This is a genomic window from Solirubrobacter soli DSM 22325 (assembly GCF_000423665.1).
GTDB lineage: Bacteria > Actinomycetota > Thermoleophilia > Solirubrobacterales > Solirubrobacteraceae > Solirubrobacter > Solirubrobacter soli.
Genome location: NZ_KE384070.1, coordinates 238,862 through 254,878, shown reverse-complemented (window position 1 = coordinate 254,878; position 16,017 = coordinate 238,862). Strand labels below are relative to the sequence as shown.

Genomic DNA, 16,017 nt, shown 5'->3' with positions numbered 1-16,017 from the left:
CGTTACGCTCGGCGCCCGGTGGACCGACGCGACGAGATCAGGCAGTTCCTCACGTCCCGCCGCGGGCGCCTCACGCCGGAAGCGGCGGGCGTCCCGGTGCGGGGCCATGAGCGGCGCGTGCCGGGCCTGCGCCGCGAGGAGGTCGCCGAGCTCGCGGGGGTCAGCGTCGAGTACTACGTGCGGCTCGAGCGAGGCAACCTCGGCGGTGCGTCCGACGCCGTGCTGGATGCGCTCGCACGCGCGCTCCAGCTCGACGACGCCGAGCGTCTGCACCTCTACGACCTGGCGCGTGGCGGTGAGGGCTCACCGGAGGACGAGGAGGTCCGGCCGAGCCTGCAGCGGCTGCTCGACTCGATCGGCGTCCCGGCGTTCGTGCGCAACCCGCGCTTCGATCACGTCGCGTCCAACGCCCTCGCACGCGCGCTCCTGTGCGAGATGTTCGAATCCGAGCACCCGAACCAGGCGCGCTACGTGTTCCTCGACCCGCGCTCGATGCGCTTCTACCCCGACTGGGACGAGGTGGCGAGCGACTTCGCGGCGATGCTGCGGCTCCAGACCGGCCGCGTCCCCTCCGACCGCCGGTTGGCCGCGCTGATCGAACAGCTCCTCGGCAGCCCGGAGTTCCGCTCGCGCTGGGAGAGCGGCAACGTCCGCCTCTCCCAGTCGGGGACGGAGAAGCGCTTCCACCACCCGGTCGCGGGAGCGCTGCTGCTCACCGTGGAGTCGATGGAGATCCGCTCCAGCGGCCGGCTGACGCTCTGGGCCGTGACCGCGGAGCCGGGCTCTGACTCAGCGGCCGGGCTCGCTCGGCTGGGCGGGGGGTACTGACAGGGACTCCCAGGTCGCGACGCGACGCGCTTTGCTGGGGGCGATGAGCGACCGCACCCCCGTGATAAGCCGATCGGTGGCCGCGCTGCTCGGTCTGTTGACCGTGTTCGGGCCGATCTCGATGGACCTCTATCTCCCGGTCCTCCCGGCACTGACGAGCGATCTCCGAGCCGCGACGTCCACGGCCCAGCTCACGGTGACGGCGTGTCTGCTCGGGCTGGCGTTCGGGCAGGTGCTCGCCGGGCCGTTGTCCGATCGGTTCGGGCGGCGCCGGCCGCTGCTGATCGGCGTGGCGGCGTACGTCGCGACCTCGGCGCTGTGCGCGGTCAGCCCGACGATCGAGCTGCTGATCGTGGCCCGCTTCGCCCAGGGGCTCGCCGGGGCGGTCGGGGTCGTGATCGCGCAGGCCGCGGGCCGCGACGTGTACTCCGGCGGCCGGCTCCTGCGCTTCTACGGCCGGCTCACGGTCCTCGGCGGGCTCGCGGCGATCATCGGCCCGGCGATCGGCGGCCAGCTCGCGAACGTCACGGACTGGCGCGGCGCATTTGCGTTCCTCGCCGGGGTCGGCGTGCTCATCCTCGTGGCCGTTGCCATCGTCTTCCCCGAGACGCTCCCGCTGGAGCAGCGCAGGAGCGGCGGCCTGTCTCACGCCCGCCGGGACTTCCGCCGGCTGCTCGCCGACCCGGTCTTTCTCGGTGCCGTGTTGCTCACCGGCTGCACGTACGCCGCGATCTTCGCCTATCTGAGCGGAGCGACCTACGTCCTGCAGGACATCTACGGGCTCTCACCGCAGGGCTACGCGCTCGCGTTCGGCTTGAACTCGCTCGGCTTCGTGATCTTCGGGTACCTCGGCGGCCGGCTGGCGGAGCGGTGGTCCGAGCGCGGAACGGTCGCGCTCGGCCTCGGGATCGCCGGCCTCGGCGCGACGGGCGTGCTCGCCACCGGCGCGCTGCATCTCCCGCTGGCGGCGATCGTCCTCTCCCTGCTGACGCTGGCCAGCGGCGTCGCGGTGACGTCGCCGCCGGCGACGTCGCTCGCGTTGGCGGGCTACCCGGAGATGGCCGGCACCGCCTCCTCGCTGCTCGGGCTCGCGCGCTACGCCTTCGGCGGCCTCGCCGCACCGCTCGTCGGCCTCGGAGGGGCGCACACGGCGCTTCCGCTCGGCATCGTCACCACGGCGTCGATCCTGCTGGCCGGCTGCGCCTACGCGCGGCTGATCGGCGGGAATCTCAGGGTGGCGCCCCGATTGCCGGGGCCGGCGCGGCAGTCCATGATGGAGTGATGTTCTGTGGCATCGAGCTGGCCGCGCGGATCGAGCGCGCCGAGGCGCGGCTGATCGCCGGCGCCGCCCGCGGCGGGTTCGTGTCGCCGGTCGCCGGCGGCGTGGCCTGCTTCGCGCGTCCGGGGTCGCCGTACAACAAGGTCGCGGGCCTCGGGTTCGACGGGCTGCCGGACCTCGAGCCGGTCGAGCGCGCGTTCGCGCAACGCGGTGCGCCGGTGCAGGTCGAGGTCGCGCACCTCGGCGATCCCGCGCTGTCCGGCCTGCTGATCGACCGGGGGTACCGGCTCGAAGGGTTCGAGAACGTCCTCGGCCGTGAGCTTCGCGACGTGCCCGAGCAGGTCGGTGGCATCGAGATCCGGCGCGATGACGACTTGGACGCCTGGCTCGACGTGGTCGTCGACGCGACGCTCGTGGCCGACGAGCAGGGCGTCCCGTCGCACGAGGAGTTCCCGCGCGAGACGCTCGTCACGGCGTTGCGCGACTTCTTCTCGCGCGGGGAGGCGCTGCGCTACTCCGCCTGGCTCGACGGCGAGCCGGCCGGTGGGGCGAGCTTCCGGATCGACGATGGCATCGCGCAGATGACGGGCGCCGCGACGGCACCCGCCAAGCGCCGCCGCGGCGTCCAGACCGCGTTGTTTGCGGCGCGCCTGAAGGACGCCGCGGAGGCCGGCTGCGACGTCGCGGTCGTGACGACGCAGCCGGCCTCCAAATCCCACGAGAACGCGCAGCGGCAGGGGTTCGAGCTCCTGTACACGCGCGCCGTGTGGGTCTCCTAGCGGGCGGCGAGCCCGATGACGCCGGCGCCGAGGTTCTGGACGCCCGGCATCTGCGCGAGCGTGCCGTCGTCCTGGATCCGGTACGCGGTGACCTCGCCGGCGGCGGGGTTGACGGCGTACAGGAAGCCGCCGGCGACCGCGAGGTCGTTCGGACGCGTGGACGGAGCGGTCAGGCCGCCGGGGGTGAGCGCGGTCAGCGTGCCGTTCCTGGCGATCGAGAAGCCGGAGATGCTGCCGGTGGCGTTCCCCGTGTAGGCGAAGCGCCCGTCAGGCGTCACGGCGACCCAGCACGCGGCGCCCTGGCCGACGGGCAGCGAGGCGGAGATCACGTTCGCGGCGCCGTTGCCGGCGACGCGGTAGGAGGAGACGGTGCTGGCACCGGCTTCAGAAACGACCAGATCGCCGCGCGGCGAGAACGCGAACCCGAACGGCACGGCGCCGCTGGACGCGGTGACGACCGGCGCGCCGATGCGGCCGAACTTCAGCGGGAACGTCTCGATCCGGTTGGACTGGCGCTCGGTCACGACGAGGTCGCGGCCGCCCGGGGCGACCGACACCTGCGCGGCGCCGAGCGCGCCGGCCGTCAGGTTGGCGGTGCTGCGCTGGCGCAACCGGCCGGAGCCGTCGAGGTCGAACGCCGTGACGTTCGGGACGCCGTCGCGGTTGAGCACGTAGACGCTGCCGTCGGCGATGTCGACCGAGTTCGGCGTGACGCCGCCCGACGGCTCGCGATCGACGAGCGTGAGGTGCCCGCGGCGCCCGACGCGGAACGCGGCGATGTCATTCGAACCGGCGTCGACGGCGACGACGATCCTCCCGTCGTCGCTCAGCGCCACCGTGCCCTGGGACTGGAGCGTCGCGCCCGTCCCCGTGCCACCGGTGCGGTACGTGGCGACCGGCGTCAGCGTCCCGTCAGGACCACGATCGAGCCGGTGCACGGCGTTGCCGGTGGGTGAGTTGGTCTGCGTGTACACGGCGCCGTCCGACGCCATCGCGGAACCGGTGAACAGCAGGGCGAAGCCCGCGGCGATCGGCGCCGCGGCGCGCATGCGAACCTTCATTTCGAGGAGCCTCCTGGGGAGTGAGGTGAGTTGGTCGAGGCAGGTAGTCAGGACTCGGGCGAGTCCGTTACAACGACTTTGTGAATCGGGAATTCCGTGGTGGGCGCGCCCGCGAAGCCGAGCGGCGCGAGCACCTCGCGCTCGAAGCGCTCGAACGCCTCGCGGGACTCCCACACGTCGATGACACGGAACCCGTCGGCCGTCGGGCCCGCGACGTGGCTGATCTGCCCGGCGGGCCAGGCGCCGCCGGGGTGGATGAGCGCGAACGCCCGGTCGTAGGCGTCGGCGGTCAGCCCTGGCATCTCGATGATCTGTGCGATTGGCATGGCGGCTTCAGTCGGCCATCACCGCCAAGCGTTTCACCGCCGGCTCCGATCGCAGGAGCGCAAGCCCCGTGGCGGGGAACACGACGACGGACAGCAGGCCCGCGGCGATCAGCGCGGCGGCCGTGGCGGCATCGATCACGCCGAGGTCGAGGCCGATCGCGGTGGCGGTGACGATGAACGGCAGCGACGTCGCCTGGAGCAGCCCCGCGATCGCGGCCTTGCGGGCGCCGAGCAGGCGGCGGTAGAGCAGCGCCGGAAGCCCGCGGGCGACCAGCAGCGCCGCGAGGAAGATCGGGATCATCAGCACGGTCGAGGCGCTCGCGAGCAGCGCGTCGAGGTCGTAGCGCACGCCGGTGGTGACGAAGAAGACCGGGATGAAGAAGCCGAAGCCGATCGCCTCCAGCTTGAGCCGGAACTGCGGGTGTGACATCACCTCGTCCGTGTCCAGCAGGGTGAGGACCGCGCCGGCGGCGAACGCGCCGAGGATCGCCTCCAGGCCGAGGGCCTCCGCGATCGCGGCGAAGCCGACGAGCAGCACCATCGCGCCGCGGACGCGGATCTGCGCCGTCGTGTCCTGCAGGCGCAGCAGATCGGCGCGGATGCGCATCGAGCGCGACGCGCCGCGCACGGCGAAGAACACGGCCGCGCCGAGCCCGAGCAGCGAGCCGATCAACAGCAGCGTCGCTCCGGTCCCACCCTCGCCGGTGAAGAACAGCGAGAGCAGGATGATCGCGCCGAAGTCGGCGATCGAGCCCGCGGCGATCACGAGCTGGCCGAGCGTCGACGTGCTCTCGCCTGCGTCCTTCAGGACGGGGATGAGCACGCCGAGCGACGTGGCGGAGAGCGCGATCGCCACCAGCAGCGGCGCGTCGGTGAGCCCGGCGGCGTCGAGCCCGAACCCGACGACGACCGCGAGCCCGAACGAGACGGCGAAGCCGGCCGCCGTCAGCGTCAGCACGCGTCCGCGCAGCCGGCCGAAGTCGACCTCCAGCCCCGCGAGGAACAGCAGGAACGCGAGGCCGAGGGTGGACACGACCGCGATCGTCTGATCGACCTCCACCCACCCGAGGACGCTCGGTCCGACCACGATCCCGCAGACGATCTCCAGGACCACCGCGGGCAACCGCAATCGAGGGAACAGGCCGAGCACGAACGGCGCGCCGAAGGCGACGGCGGTGACGATGAGGAGACCGGAGAAGGAAGGCATGGCCGAAGGTCTCTCGGAGTGGCGTCGTGTTACGCCCCGTAACGACACGGCGCACTCGCCGGACAGTGACCTCCATGCAGCTGCGCTGGCGTGGACTCCCCCTCAACTCGACACCGACCGACGTGGTGGTGACGCGTGACGGCGCGGTCTGGTTCACCGACCGCCGGCGACGGTGGTCCCGGCCACGGCCGGTGCTGCCCGCCCGGGTCTATCGCCTCGACCCGTGCAGCGGCGAGCTGCGGGCGATGGCCGATGGCATCGCCCGCCCGCACGGCCTCGCGTTCTCGCCCGACGAGACCGTCCTGTACGTCCGCGACGGGCGCCGCCGCCTCCGCCACGCGTTCGACGTGGGCCGCGGCTCGCTCTCGAACCATCGCCGCGTATAACGCCGCTGGATCTCACGGGACAGACGATCGCCAGGCCGACTGGGGAGCACGACGACTGGCCCGAGACCTTCCAGAGTGTCATCGAGGCCGGCATCCTCGTCATTGGCACGCCGAACGCCTGGTTCGAGTTGGCGCGTTTAGTGGGGGTGCGGACGCCGAGTGCGGTCAGACCGCAGTGGGCGTCCTCACCCCTACGGGACGCCATCCCGCGGTCCGCGCGTTGCCGGCCCGCTACCCGATCCCCTCCGCGGTGCGCGCCGCAGGCAAACGCCGATTGCTGCGCCTGGTCGAGCCGCGTGTGCCCCGGATCGACGAGTTGCTCGCCGCGCTCGGGGAGCGAACGGTCACGTCGCGCGAGCGGCTCGCGCTGGAGGTCGAGGCGGTGTTCGAACGCCACCCTCAGGCACCGGCCCTGCTCAGCATGCCGCGAATCGGGGCATGGACCGGAGGCAGGATCCTCACCGGAATCGGTGACGTCACTTGATTCCCCACCGCAGGCCCACGCCGGCTCCAAGATCACCCGGATCGCGCTCCGGCGGCCGTCGAGGCCGTCACGCCCGGGAGCGCGAACCACCCGCCGAGCGTCTGCGCCGTGAGCGGCCTCGGCAGCGGCGACTCGCCCGCGTCGCACCGAACACGCGATCGTCGCGCATTGGGTCAGATGAGGTCGGGATCCGTCATCACCTCGATCATCGCCGGGCCGTCGTGCGCGACGCCGGCGGCGATCGCGTCGTCGAGTTGCGCGGCGTCGGTGACGCGCAGTCCGAGCGCGCCGCAGTTGCGGGCGAACGCGGAGAAGTCCGGGTTGTGCAGCGACGTCTGCCAGACGTCCCACTCCCCCGCCCGCTGCTCCTTGCTGATCTTGCCGAGCTGGCCGTTGTTGAGCAGGACGTGCGTGATGTTCATGCCGTGCTTGACCGCTGTGGTCAGCTCGGCCATGTACTGGGCGAAGCCGCCGTCGCCGGTGACGGCGACGATCGGCCGATCCGGGGCGGCGGCCCAGGCGCCGATCGCGGCGGGGTAGCCGAAGCCGATCGAGCCGAGGTAGCCGGACATCAGCACGGTGTGCCGCTTGCACTCGAAGTAGCGGCCGAACGAGTACGCGTGGTTGCCGACGTCCACGGCGATCACCGCGTTCTCCGGCAGCCCGCGGCCCAGCGCCGCGAAGACGGCGGCGGAGTTCACGCCCCGCCCGCGATCGTCGGCGGCGCGGCTGGCCTTCTCGGCACGCCAGATCGCCCACCGCTCGGCGAGCTGCTCGCGCTGGCGGGAGTCCGTGCGGGTCCCGAGCGCGGCGCGCAACTGCCCGACGACGACGCCGACCTCGCCCCAGACCGGGCAGTCGACGGCGTGGAACTTGCCCAGCTGCAGCGGATCGAAGTCGACCTGGATGATCGGGTGGCCCGCGTAGATGCCGGTGTGGTTGGAGAAGGAGGCGCCGAGCACCAGCAGCAGGTCCGCCTCGTTCATGACCCAGCTCGCCACGGGGGTGCCGCTGCGGCCGAGGACGCCTGCGGCCAGCGGGTGGTCGTCGCCGATCTGGCCCTTGGCCTTGAAGGTCGTGATCACGGGTGCGCCGAGCTGCTCGGCCAGCGCGGTCACCTCCACCATGTGCTCCCGGGCGCCATGGCCGACGATGATCACCGGGCGCTCGGAGCCCTCGAGCAGAGACAGCGCCTCGGCCAGCGTCTCGGCGGGCGGCGCGATCCGCTGCGATGCCACACGACCATCGGGGCCACCGGCCGCGGCCTCGCTGGGAAGCGTCTGGACCTCGTCGGGGAAGATCAGGTGCGCGACCTCGCGCTTGAGCAGCGCGTGCTTGCAGGCGAGGTTCATCAGCTCGACGGGGTTGGAGTCGCGCAGCACCGGCTGGCTCCACGCGGCGACCGCGCCGAACGCGGCCGACAGGTCGACCTCCTGGAACGCGCCCGGGCCGAGCACCTGCGTGTTCACCTGGCCGGTGAGCGCCAGCACCGGCGCGCGATCGACCTTCGCGTCCCACAGCCCCGTCAGGAGGTTCGTCGCGCCGGGGCCGGCGATCGTCAGGCACGCGGCAGGGCGCCCGGTGAGCTTGCCGTACGCCGAGGCCGCGAACGCCGCCGCGCCCTCGTGGCGGATGCCGATGTAGGTGAGCTCGCCGCGTTCCTCCGCCCGGCGCAACGCGTCCGCGAGGCCGAGATTCGAGTGCCCGACCATGCCGAAGACGTGCTCGACGCCCCAGTTGACCATCGTCTCCACCATCGCGTCCGAGACGGTCCGCACGTGTGGGTCCTCGACGACGCCGACGTAGACCTCGCCGTCGCGGATCTCCAGCGGGTAGGTGGTCGCCGTGTCATCGAAGCCGGGCGAGGTGCCGTCCAGCGGGCAGTAGTCGAAGCCATGCCACGGGCAGCGCAACAGGCCGTTCTCGATCGAGCCTTCGCCCAGCGGCCCGCCCTGATGCGGGCAGCGGTTGTCGAGCGCCGCGAAGCGCCCCTCGTAGTGCACGAGCGCGACGCTCTTGTGCCCGGCCGCGACCGTCGTCACCCGGCCCTCCGGCAGCTCGTCGGCCGCCAGCACCCGATGCCAGTTCATCCCAGGGCGTCCTTTCGCAACGTGAAGAACTCGAGCGCCGCCGCGAGCGGGTCGCTCGCGCGCAGGAGCTCGCCATACGACAGCTCCGCCCCGCGGAACCCCTTCGCGTTCCACAGGTCGCCGCTGACCTCGGCCGTCCACGGCCCGACGTAGGCGTACGGCTCGTCATGGTCCCCATCGCCGGGCGAGAAGCCGTAGTTGACCTCTCGCATCTCGATCGCGATGTCGAAGTGCTCCGGCCACAGCCGCACCTCGGTCGCCGTCGCGTCGGAGAACGCGTTGAGGACCGCGTCCCCGAACCCGTACCAGTCACCGAGCACGCGGGCCGCGGCCGCGTCGACCGTCAGCGGCTCCGCGCTGAGCGGCTCCGGGACGAGGTCCGCCACCAGAGCGCGCGCCGACTCGAGCGACGTCAGCGCCGCGCGGCGCTCCTCGTCGCCGACGGTGTGGACGAGCTCCGCGCCGTCGACCCGCACCTGCTGCCGCGCGCCGCCGTACTCGAACACCGGCGTCCCGAAGCCGCCCGGTGTCGCGTAGAGCGCGATCTCGTTCTCGGGCTTGCGAGCCGGAGCGACCACCTCTTCTGCCACCCGGTGCAACGCCGCGACGGTCGCCGGGAAGCTCACCGGCAAGGGGATCAATCGCATGCCGCCTTCGTCCCGCGACCGCGCGAGGCGTTACACCGGGTCCGCGCGGGTTTTGCCGCACCCTGCCGCTGGGCAGCGCCCGCAACCGCATCAAGAAGACGCGGGCGCTGCTGCGGCTCGCGCGCCCCGGGCTGTCAGACAAGCACTATCGGCGCCGCAACCGCGCGCTGCGCGACACCGGGCGGGCCATGTCGGAGACACGCGACGCGGACGTGTTGGTCGAGACGATCGACGACCTCGCCGAGCGCTACGCCGGACAGCGGCCGAAGACGACCTTCACGCGAATCCGCGGCCGCCTCCAAACCAAGCCGGCGGCAGACGCGAGCACCCACGCCGACGCCCTCCGCGCGCTGGCGGGTGAGCCATGGCCGCTCGGGGATCTCGGCCCCGACGACCTGGCCGCCTCGCTGCGACGCACGTACGCGCGCGGGCGCAAGGCCTTCGCCACGGCCGACCACGCCCCGACGACCGCGAACCTCCACGAGTGGCGCAAGCGCGTCAAGGACCTCTGGTACCAGCAGCGGCTGCTCGAACAGACGTGGCCGGGCGTCATGAAGGCCCAGGCCAAAGAGGCCAAGAGGCTCTCGAAGCTCCTCGGGGCCGACCACGACCTGGCGGTCCTCGCCGAGCACGTCGACGACCCCGACCTCACCGAGCTGATCGACACGCGCCGCGCGGAGCTCCTCGCCGAAGCGCGCGAACTCGGCCGACGCGTCTACGCCGAACGCCCGCAGGCCTTCGCCCGCCGCGCGCGGCGGTACGTCACCCTCACCGCCGCCTGAGCGGGGACTCGTCGAGCTTCGCCAGGAGCTCGAGGAGGTCCTCGTACACGTACTCCGCGCCCACGTCGCGCAGCTCCTGGGCGCCGAAGCCCCCGGTGAGCAGCCCGATCGCCGGGAGGCCGGCGGCGTGGGCGGCCTGGATGTCGTACACGGAGTCGCCGACCATCACGCCGTCGCCGGGGTTCCCCAGCTTGGCCAGCGCGGCGTGGACGATGTCCGGCTCGGGCTTGGTCTGCTCGACGTCGTCGGAGACCGTCCAGGCGTCGACGAGACGGCGGGCGTCGAGGACGTCGAGGAAGACGTCGAGGTCGCTCTGCTTGGCCGATGAGCCGAGGACGACGGCGTGGCCGCGTTCCTTGAGCGTCTCGAGGAACGCCCGCGCTCCTGGCAGCGGGGCGACACTGCCGATCAGCTCGCCGAACAGCGCCGCCTCGGTCTCGGCGACCGCGTCACCGTGCTCGGCCGCCCACTCCTCGCCCGCGAGAGCAGGAACGAGCTGGTCGCCGCCCATGCCGATCGCGCGGTGCGTCCGCCACGCGGGGATCGCGCGGCCGTGGCGGGCGAACGCGCGATGCCAGGTCAGCGCGTGCTGGAAGTTGCTGTCGACGAGCGTGCCGTCGACGTCGAGGACCACAGGCGGAGGCGGCATATGACCCGCATTACCCGATCTGGGTAGAGCGGCCTCATGCTCGCGCTCACGTTCGACGACGGCCCGGACCCACGCGGCACGCCGGCCGTCCTCGACGCGCTCGAAGCGGCGGAGGCCAAGGCGACGTTCTTCGTGCTCGGCCGCCAGGTCGAACGCCACCGGGCGCTGTTCGATCAAGTTCGCGCGGGCGGGCACACGATCGAGGTCCACGGGTTCGAGCACCTGCGCCACCCGTTCACGCCGCGCGCGGACGTCGAGCGGGACCTCGAGCGGGCACTCGAAGCGCTCGCCCCCGTCAAGCCACGCCGCTGGCGCGTCCCCTGGGGACATCTCGCGCCGTACACGTGCGCGCTCGCGCAGGAGCGCGGGCTCCAGCTCGTCGGGTGGGACGCCGACACCCACGACTGGCGCGGCGACCCCGCCGCGGTCATGCTCGAGACACTCCCGCTGCGCCACGGTGCGATCGTGCTCGCGCACGACGGGATCGGCGAGGGCGCGCGCCGCGCGACGGCCGCGGAGACGGCCGCGCTGATCGCCCCGCTCGCACACCGCGCCCGGGCACGCGGTCTCACGCCCGGTCCGCTCACCGACGCCTGGCCCGTGCCGGTGCCATTGGGAAATCCGGCCTTTGGGTAGTGCCCGAAGCGTGACCGTCGCCGCCGCTGAAGACCTGCTGAACGAGATCGCCGCCAACGCGGACGCGCTGGACCGCGATCCCGCCTTCCCGCACGCCGCCTTCGCCGCCCTCAGGCATGCGGGCGCGCTCGTCCCGCCGCCGTCACGCGCGGAGGAGTGGGCGTTCGTCCGCGCCGTGTCGGAGGCCGACGGCTCGGTCGGCCGCATCCTCGAAGGCCACTACAACGCCTACGAGCGCCTCACCCTCGATCAGCTGGACCCGGGAGACCGCCTCCTCGGCGTGTGGGGCGCCGACCCCGTCGACGGCACCCCCGCCCACATCGACCACGACCGCCTGCACGGCGAGAAGGTCTTCTGCTCGGGAGCGGGTGGACTCGACCAAGCACTGGTCGTCGCCCGCGGCACGCTCGTCCTCGTCGACCTCGAAGCCGTCGAGATCGACAAGGACTGGTACCGCGGCAGCGGTATGCGGGCGTCCGAGAGCCACCGCGTGATCTTCTACGGGACACCGATCGCGGCCACCCTGCGCCCGCTCACCCGCGAGCCGTTCTTCAGCCGTGACGCCGTGCGCACCGCGGCGTGCTGGGCGGGGATCCTCGACGCCGCCGTCGAAGCGACCTTCCAGGAGCTCGCCGCGCGGCCGGAGCTCGACGAGCTGCGCGCGCTGGCCGCCGGGCGGATCGCGACCGCGCAGGCCACGATCGACCGCTGGTTCGAGTACGCGGCGGAACACGACGACGGCGCGATCGCGCTCCGCGAGACCGTCGCGCAGGCCGGCAGGACGATCCTCGACGAGGCCGCGCGCGCCGTCGGCAGCCGCCCGTTCGCGACCGGCGGCGCACTGGACCGCGCGCGCCGCGACTTCGAGCTCTTCGTCCTCCAGCACCGCCTGGACCCCGCGGTCGCCCGCCTCGGCCGGGAGCGCGTGCAGGCATGAGCACCCGCGTCCGCCCGGCGTTCTTCGAGCAGCTCTACGCACAGGACCCCGACCCCTGGCGGTTCGAGACCAGCGCCTACGAACGGGCCAAGTACGACGCCACGATCGAGGCGCTCGCACCGGGGCGTTACGCCAGCGGCCTCGAGATCGGCTGCTCGATCGGCGTGCTCACCGCGCGGCTCGCGACGCTCACCGACTCGCTGCTGGCGATCGATGTCGCCGACGATGCGCTCGCCCGCGCGAAGGCCCGCGGGCTGCGGAACGTCACGTACGAGCGCCGCGAGGTCCCCGAGGAGTTCCCGGACGGCGCCTACGACCTCGTCGTCGCCTCCGAGGTCCTCTACTACCTCGACGAGCCGGCGTTCGCCGCCACCTGCGACGCGATCGAGCGGACGCTCGACGGCGTCCTGCTCGCGGTCCACTGGCGCCCGCGCGCGCCGCGCTATCCCGCGACCGGCGACGAGGTCCACCAGCGCCTCCGGCAGCGGTTCGGGCCGCCCGAGCTGAGCCGCCAGACGCCCGAGTACAACCTGGACCGCTTCCGCGTATGCGCGTCCTGATCGCCGGCGGCGGGCCCGCCGCGCTCGCCACCGCACGCGCCTACCGCGGTGCGGGCGGCGACGGCGACGTGACGCTGATCACGCCCGAGGCCGCACTCCCCTACCAGCGTCCCCCGCTCTCGAAGGACTTCCTGCGCGGCGAGGCGACCGAGGACGACCTGCCGATCGAGCCCGCCGACTGGTACTCGCAGAACGAGGTCACCGTCGTCGAGGACGCCGTCGTCGAGGTCGGCGACCACGAGGTCGTCCTGCGCCGAGAGACCCTCGGCTTCGACCGCCTCGTCCTCGCCACCGGCGCGCGGCCCAAGCGGATCGGGAACGGCCTCGTCCTGCGCAGCCTCGCCGACGCCCGCACGCTCCGGGCGGCCGCGGAGACCGCCGACGCGGCGACCGTGATCGGCTCGGGCTTCATCGGCTGCGAGGCCGCCGCCTCGCTGGCCATGCGCGGCCTCGACGTCACGCTGGTCAGCGACGAGGACATCCCGCACGCCGCTCGCTTGGGCGAGGAGGCCGGGAGGCGGATCACGGGCTTCCTCAGCGAGCTCGGCATCCGCCTCAAACTCGGCGAGCAGGCGCAGGACACGGACGGGCTGAGGCTCGAGGCCGTCGGCGTCGAGTCGCCCCGCATCCCCGTCGACGAGCACATGCGCAGCAAGCGCGAGGACGTCTTCGCGGTCGGCGACGCCGCCCTGGCGCACAACGCCCGCGCGGGCCGGCCGCTGCCCGTCGAGCACTGGGGCGAGGCGCTGAACATGGGCGAGGTCGCCGGGCGCGTGCTCGCCGGCGAGGACGCCCGATGGGACGTCGCCCCCGGGTTCTGGTCGACGATCGGCGACCACACGCTCAAGTACGTCGCGTGGGGCGACGGCTACGACGAGGTTCGCGTCGCAGACCACGGTCACGGCGCCTGGGCGATCTGGTACGGCACCGGCGGCGTCACGGTCGGCGTGCTCACCCACGAGCGCGACGGGGACTACGAACGCGGCCGCGCGCTGATCGAGGGCAAGGAGCCGCTCCCGTGATCGCCTGCGTCGTCGTCCCCGCCCGCGACGAGGAGGAGTTGATCGGCGCCTGCATCGCCGCGCTCGCGGCGCAGGAGGGTGTCAGCCGCGGCGACTACGAGGTGCTGCTCGTCCTCGACCGCTGCTCCGATGCCACCGCCGAGCGGGCCCGAGCGGCGGCGGGTGACATGACGCTCCACATCGTGGAGGCGGCGGAGCCCGGCGTCGGCCACGCCCGCCGCCACGGCATGGACCTCGCCGCCGAGCGCCTGCCGCCGCACGGGTTGATCGCCACCACCGACGCGGACTCCGAGCCGGCGCCCGACTGGCTGCGCCGCCAGCTCGACGCCGTCGCCACCGGGGCGCGGGCGATCGGCGGGCGGATCGAGCTCGGGGCACACGACCTCCCGCCTGAGACGATCCGGCTGCGCGAGCGCGACGCCGCCCGCCGGCACGCGAGCGTGGTCACCGCGGGCGTCCGCGAGCACCACCAGTTCTCCGGCGCGTCGCTCGCCGTGACCGCGGCGACCTACTCGCTCGTCGGTCGTCTGGAGCCGCGCGCCGCGCTCGAGGACGAGGGCTTCGAACGCGCGCTGCACCGGCACGGGGTGCCGATCGAACGGCTCGCGGCGGTCCGCGTGACCACCTCCGGCCGGCGCTTCGGGCGTACCGGGCGCGGGCTCGCCGTGGACCTGCGACGGACCGGCTGGCTGGCCGAGCGCAGCTATCACGCCGACGACTTCCCGCTCGACCGCCTGCGCGCGCTGAAGGACCGCACGATCAGCGTGATCCTGCCGGCCCGCGAGGTCGCGGGCACGATCGGCAGCGTCCTCGATGCCATCGCCGGGCTCGGCGACCTCGTCGACGAGCTGCTGGTGGTCGACGCCGCATCCGCCGACGGGACCGCCGCGATCGCCACACGCCGCGGCGCGTGGGTCGAACAGGAATCCGCGCTCCAGCCCGCCTACGGCCCGGCGCAGGGCAAGGGCGACGCCCTCTGGCGCGGGCTCTCCGCCACCACCGGCGAGCTGATCTGCTTCCTCGACACCGACACGACCGACTTCGATCCTCGCCTCGCGCTCGGCGTCCTCGGACCGTTGCTCGCCGACCCGCGGCTCGCGTTCGTCAAGGGCCACTTCCGGCGCCCGTTCAAGACCACCGGCGGCATCGATCCCAACGGCGGCGGACGCGTCACCGAGCTGCTCGCCCGCCCCTACCTGAACCTGCACTTCCCCGAGCTCGCGGGCTTCCACCAGCCGCTCGCGGGCGAGGTCGCGGCCACGCGCGAGCTGCTCGAGCAGCTCGCGTTCCCGGTCGGCTACGGCGTCGAGATCGCCAACCTGATCGACGCGCACCGCCTCGTCGGCCTCGAACGCATGGCGCAGACCGACCTCGGCACCCGCCAGAACCGCCACCAGTCGCTGCGTGCCCTGTCGCGGATGGCGTTCGAGGTCCTCGCCGCGGCCGAGCGCCGCACCCACTCGAGCACCGCCGTCCCCGGCCCGCTGGTCCTCCCGGACGGCGAGACGCTCACCACCCGCACCGACGAACGCCCGCCGCTCAGCGCGTGACGAAGCCGATCATGCTTGCCGGACCGGCTGCTCCGCGGCCTCCTGCAGCGCCGCGATCGCCTGACGGATCAGGCGCGAGACGTGCATCTGGGAGATCCCGAGCAGCTCCGCGATGTCGCGCTGGACGAGGTCCGCTTCGAAGCGCAGCCGGAGCACCAGACGCTCGCGCGGATGGAGACTCGCCATCAGGCGCGAGAGGTCGGTCGCCCGCTCCACGCGGTCGAAGCCCGCTTCTTCGTCGGGGAGCAGTTCGAGCACGGAGGTGTGCTCCTCGTCGTTGACGGGCCGGTCGAGGGATTCCGGGCGGTGCGCGCTGCGCGAGGCGAAGACCTCGAGCACCTGCTCGACCGTGATGTCGCAGCGGGTGGCGATCTCGTCGGTGGTCGGGCTGCGCCCGAGCTCTGACGAGAGCTCGCCCGCGGCGGTCGCGACACGGGTCGCCATCTCCTGCAGGCTGCGGGGGACCTTCACCGCCCACCCGCGGTCTCGGAAGTGCCGCTTGAGCTCGCCGAGGATCGTCGGCACCGCGTATGAGGTGAACGCCCGGCCGCGGGACGGATCGAACCGGTCGAGCGCCTTCAGAAGGGCCTCGCACGCGACCTGCTCGAGATCCTCGCGCTCGTTCTGCGTCGCGTACTTGCGGGCGAGGTGGCGCGCCAGGGGCAGGAAGCGCAGCACGAGCGTCTCCCGGTCCTGCGGCCGGCGCTCACGTGCGTAGCGCTCGAACACCCGGGCCACCTCGGCATTGCTCAGCTCGGTCACATCGCCGAGGGCGATCGGGGAGCTGATGGACC

The 16,017-nt window shown here is 72.9% G+C and carries 18 protein-coding genes; 11 read left to right on the top strand and 7 right to left on the bottom strand.

Annotated features, from left to right (window positions below; genetic code table 11):
• Positions 1–18: 18 nt before the first annotated feature.
• The 3 genes from G569_RS53890 to G569_RS0134090 are packed head-to-tail and all read left to right on the top strand — an operon-like array spanning position 19 to position 2,886.
• On the top strand, positions 19–828 hold the full coding sequence (locus G569_RS53890; RefSeq protein ID WP_053227397.1) for a helix-turn-helix domain-containing protein: 810 nt from the start codon (positions 19–21) through the stop codon (positions 826–828).
• A gap of 43 nt (positions 829–871) precedes the next feature.
• Entirely contained in the window at positions 872–2,110 is a 1,239-nt protein-coding gene (locus tag G569_RS53885) for a multidrug effflux MFS transporter (protein WP_053227396.1), read from the top strand.
• Entirely contained in the window at positions 2,110–2,886 is a 777-nt protein-coding gene (locus G569_RS0134090; protein WP_028066736.1) for a GNAT family N-acetyltransferase, read from the top strand. The genes G569_RS53885 and G569_RS0134090 overlap by 1 nt, the downstream gene beginning before the upstream one ends.
• Here the strand turns inward: G569_RS0134090 and G569_RS53880 are convergent.
• Genes G569_RS53880 through G569_RS0134075 form a run of 3 tightly spaced genes read right to left on the bottom strand, consistent with a single transcriptional unit; the run spans position 2,883 to position 5,480 of the window.
• Positions 2,883–3,947, bottom strand: coding sequence for a lactonase family protein (locus tag G569_RS53880; RefSeq protein WP_084286003.1), 1,065 nt, complete (start codon positions 3,945–3,947; stop codon positions 2,883–2,885). The two genes, G569_RS0134090 and G569_RS53880, sit on opposite strands and share 4 nt — an antisense overlap.
• A 47-nt stretch (positions 3,948–3,994) precedes the next feature.
• Positions 3,995–4,273, bottom strand: a complete 279-nt coding sequence (locus G569_RS53875) for a hypothetical protein (protein ID WP_053227394.1) — start codon at positions 4,271–4,273, stop codon at positions 3,995–3,997.
• Between the two features lie 7 nt (positions 4,274–4,280).
• Positions 4,281–5,480, bottom strand: a complete 1,200-nt coding sequence (locus G569_RS0134075) for a cation:proton antiporter (RefSeq protein ID WP_028066735.1) — start codon at positions 5,478–5,480, stop codon at positions 4,281–4,283.
• Positions 5,481–5,506: 26 nt separating this feature from the next.
• On the opposite strand from G569_RS0134075, the gene G569_RS0134070 reads away from it, so the two are divergent.
• Both G569_RS0134070 and G569_RS0134065 read left to right on the top strand, forming a co-directional pair.
• Complete coding sequence (locus G569_RS0134070) at positions 5,507–5,866, top strand: SMP-30/gluconolactonase/LRE family protein (RefSeq protein ID WP_084286001.1); 360 nt, start codon at positions 5,507–5,509, stop codon at positions 5,864–5,866.
• Between the two features lie 175 nt (positions 5,867–6,041).
• The gene (locus tag G569_RS0134065; protein ID WP_157592508.1) at positions 6,042–6,350 is read left to right on the top strand and encodes a hypothetical protein; all 309 of its coding nucleotides are present in this window, start codon (positions 6,042–6,044) and stop codon (positions 6,348–6,350) included.
• Positions 6,351–6,523: 173 nt separating this feature from the next.
• On the opposite strand, the gene G569_RS0134060 is transcribed toward G569_RS0134065, so the two are convergent.
• The gene (locus G569_RS0134060; protein ID WP_028066732.1) at positions 6,524–8,440 is read right to left on the bottom strand and encodes a thiamine pyrophosphate-dependent enzyme; all 1,917 of its coding nucleotides are present in this window, start codon (positions 8,438–8,440) and stop codon (positions 6,524–6,526) included.
• Positions 8,437–9,087, bottom strand: coding sequence for a hypothetical protein (locus G569_RS64915; RefSeq protein WP_028066731.1), 651 nt, complete (start codon positions 9,085–9,087; stop codon positions 8,437–8,439). The genes G569_RS0134060 and G569_RS64915 overlap by 4 nt, the downstream gene beginning before the upstream one ends.
• Here G569_RS64915 and G569_RS53870 point away from each other — a divergent pair.
• On the top strand, positions 9,024–9,869 hold the full coding sequence (locus G569_RS53870; protein ID WP_245602654.1) for a CHAD domain-containing protein: 846 nt from the start codon (positions 9,024–9,026) through the stop codon (positions 9,867–9,869). The genes G569_RS64915 and G569_RS53870 overlap by 64 nt on opposite strands.
• On the opposite strand, the gene G569_RS0134045 is transcribed toward G569_RS53870, so the two are convergent.
• Positions 9,856–10,518 (bottom strand): HAD family hydrolase, encoded by a 663-nt coding sequence (locus G569_RS0134045; protein ID WP_028066730.1) that lies wholly within the window; start codon positions 10,516–10,518, stop codon positions 9,856–9,858. The two genes, G569_RS53870 and G569_RS0134045, sit on opposite strands and share 14 nt — an antisense overlap.
• A gap of 36 nt (positions 10,519–10,554) precedes the next feature.
• Between G569_RS0134045 and G569_RS53865 the strand changes: the two genes are divergently transcribed.
• The 5 genes from G569_RS53865 to G569_RS61755 are packed head-to-tail and all read left to right on the top strand — an operon-like array spanning position 10,555 to position 15,223.
• Positions 10,555–11,154, top strand: a complete 600-nt coding sequence (locus tag G569_RS53865) for a polysaccharide deacetylase family protein (RefSeq protein ID WP_053227391.1) — start codon at positions 10,555–10,557, stop codon at positions 11,152–11,154.
• Positions 11,155–11,164: 10 nt separating this feature from the next.
• Positions 11,165–12,091 carry an acyl-CoA dehydrogenase family protein gene (locus G569_RS0134035; protein WP_028066729.1) on the top strand — a complete coding sequence of 309 codons (927 nt, stop codon included), beginning with the start codon at positions 11,165–11,167 and terminating at the stop codon, positions 12,089–12,091.
• Positions 12,088–12,651: a class I SAM-dependent DNA methyltransferase gene (locus G569_RS0134030; RefSeq protein WP_028066728.1), complete on the top strand. Its 564-nt coding sequence runs from the start codon at positions 12,088–12,090 to the stop codon at positions 12,649–12,651. The genes G569_RS0134035 and G569_RS0134030 overlap by 4 nt, the downstream gene beginning before the upstream one ends.
• Entirely contained in the window at positions 12,639–13,673 is a 1,035-nt protein-coding gene (locus tag G569_RS53860) for an NAD(P)/FAD-dependent oxidoreductase (protein WP_053227390.1), read from the top strand. Before G569_RS0134030 ends, G569_RS53860 begins: the two co-directional genes overlap by 13 nt.
• The gene (locus G569_RS61755; RefSeq protein WP_169542302.1) at positions 13,670–15,223 is read left to right on the top strand and encodes a glucosyl-3-phosphoglycerate synthase; all 1,554 of its coding nucleotides are present in this window, start codon (positions 13,670–13,672) and stop codon (positions 15,221–15,223) included. Before G569_RS53860 ends, G569_RS61755 begins: the two co-directional genes overlap by 4 nt.
• Before the next feature lie 9 nt (positions 15,224–15,232).
• On the opposite strand, the gene G569_RS53850 is transcribed toward G569_RS61755, so the two are convergent.
• The gene (locus G569_RS53850) at positions 15,233–15,985 is read right to left on the bottom strand and encodes a SigB/SigF/SigG family RNA polymerase sigma factor (RefSeq protein ID WP_053227389.1); all 753 of its coding nucleotides are present in this window, start codon (positions 15,983–15,985) and stop codon (positions 15,233–15,235) included.
• Positions 15,986–16,017: the final 32 nt, after the last annotated feature.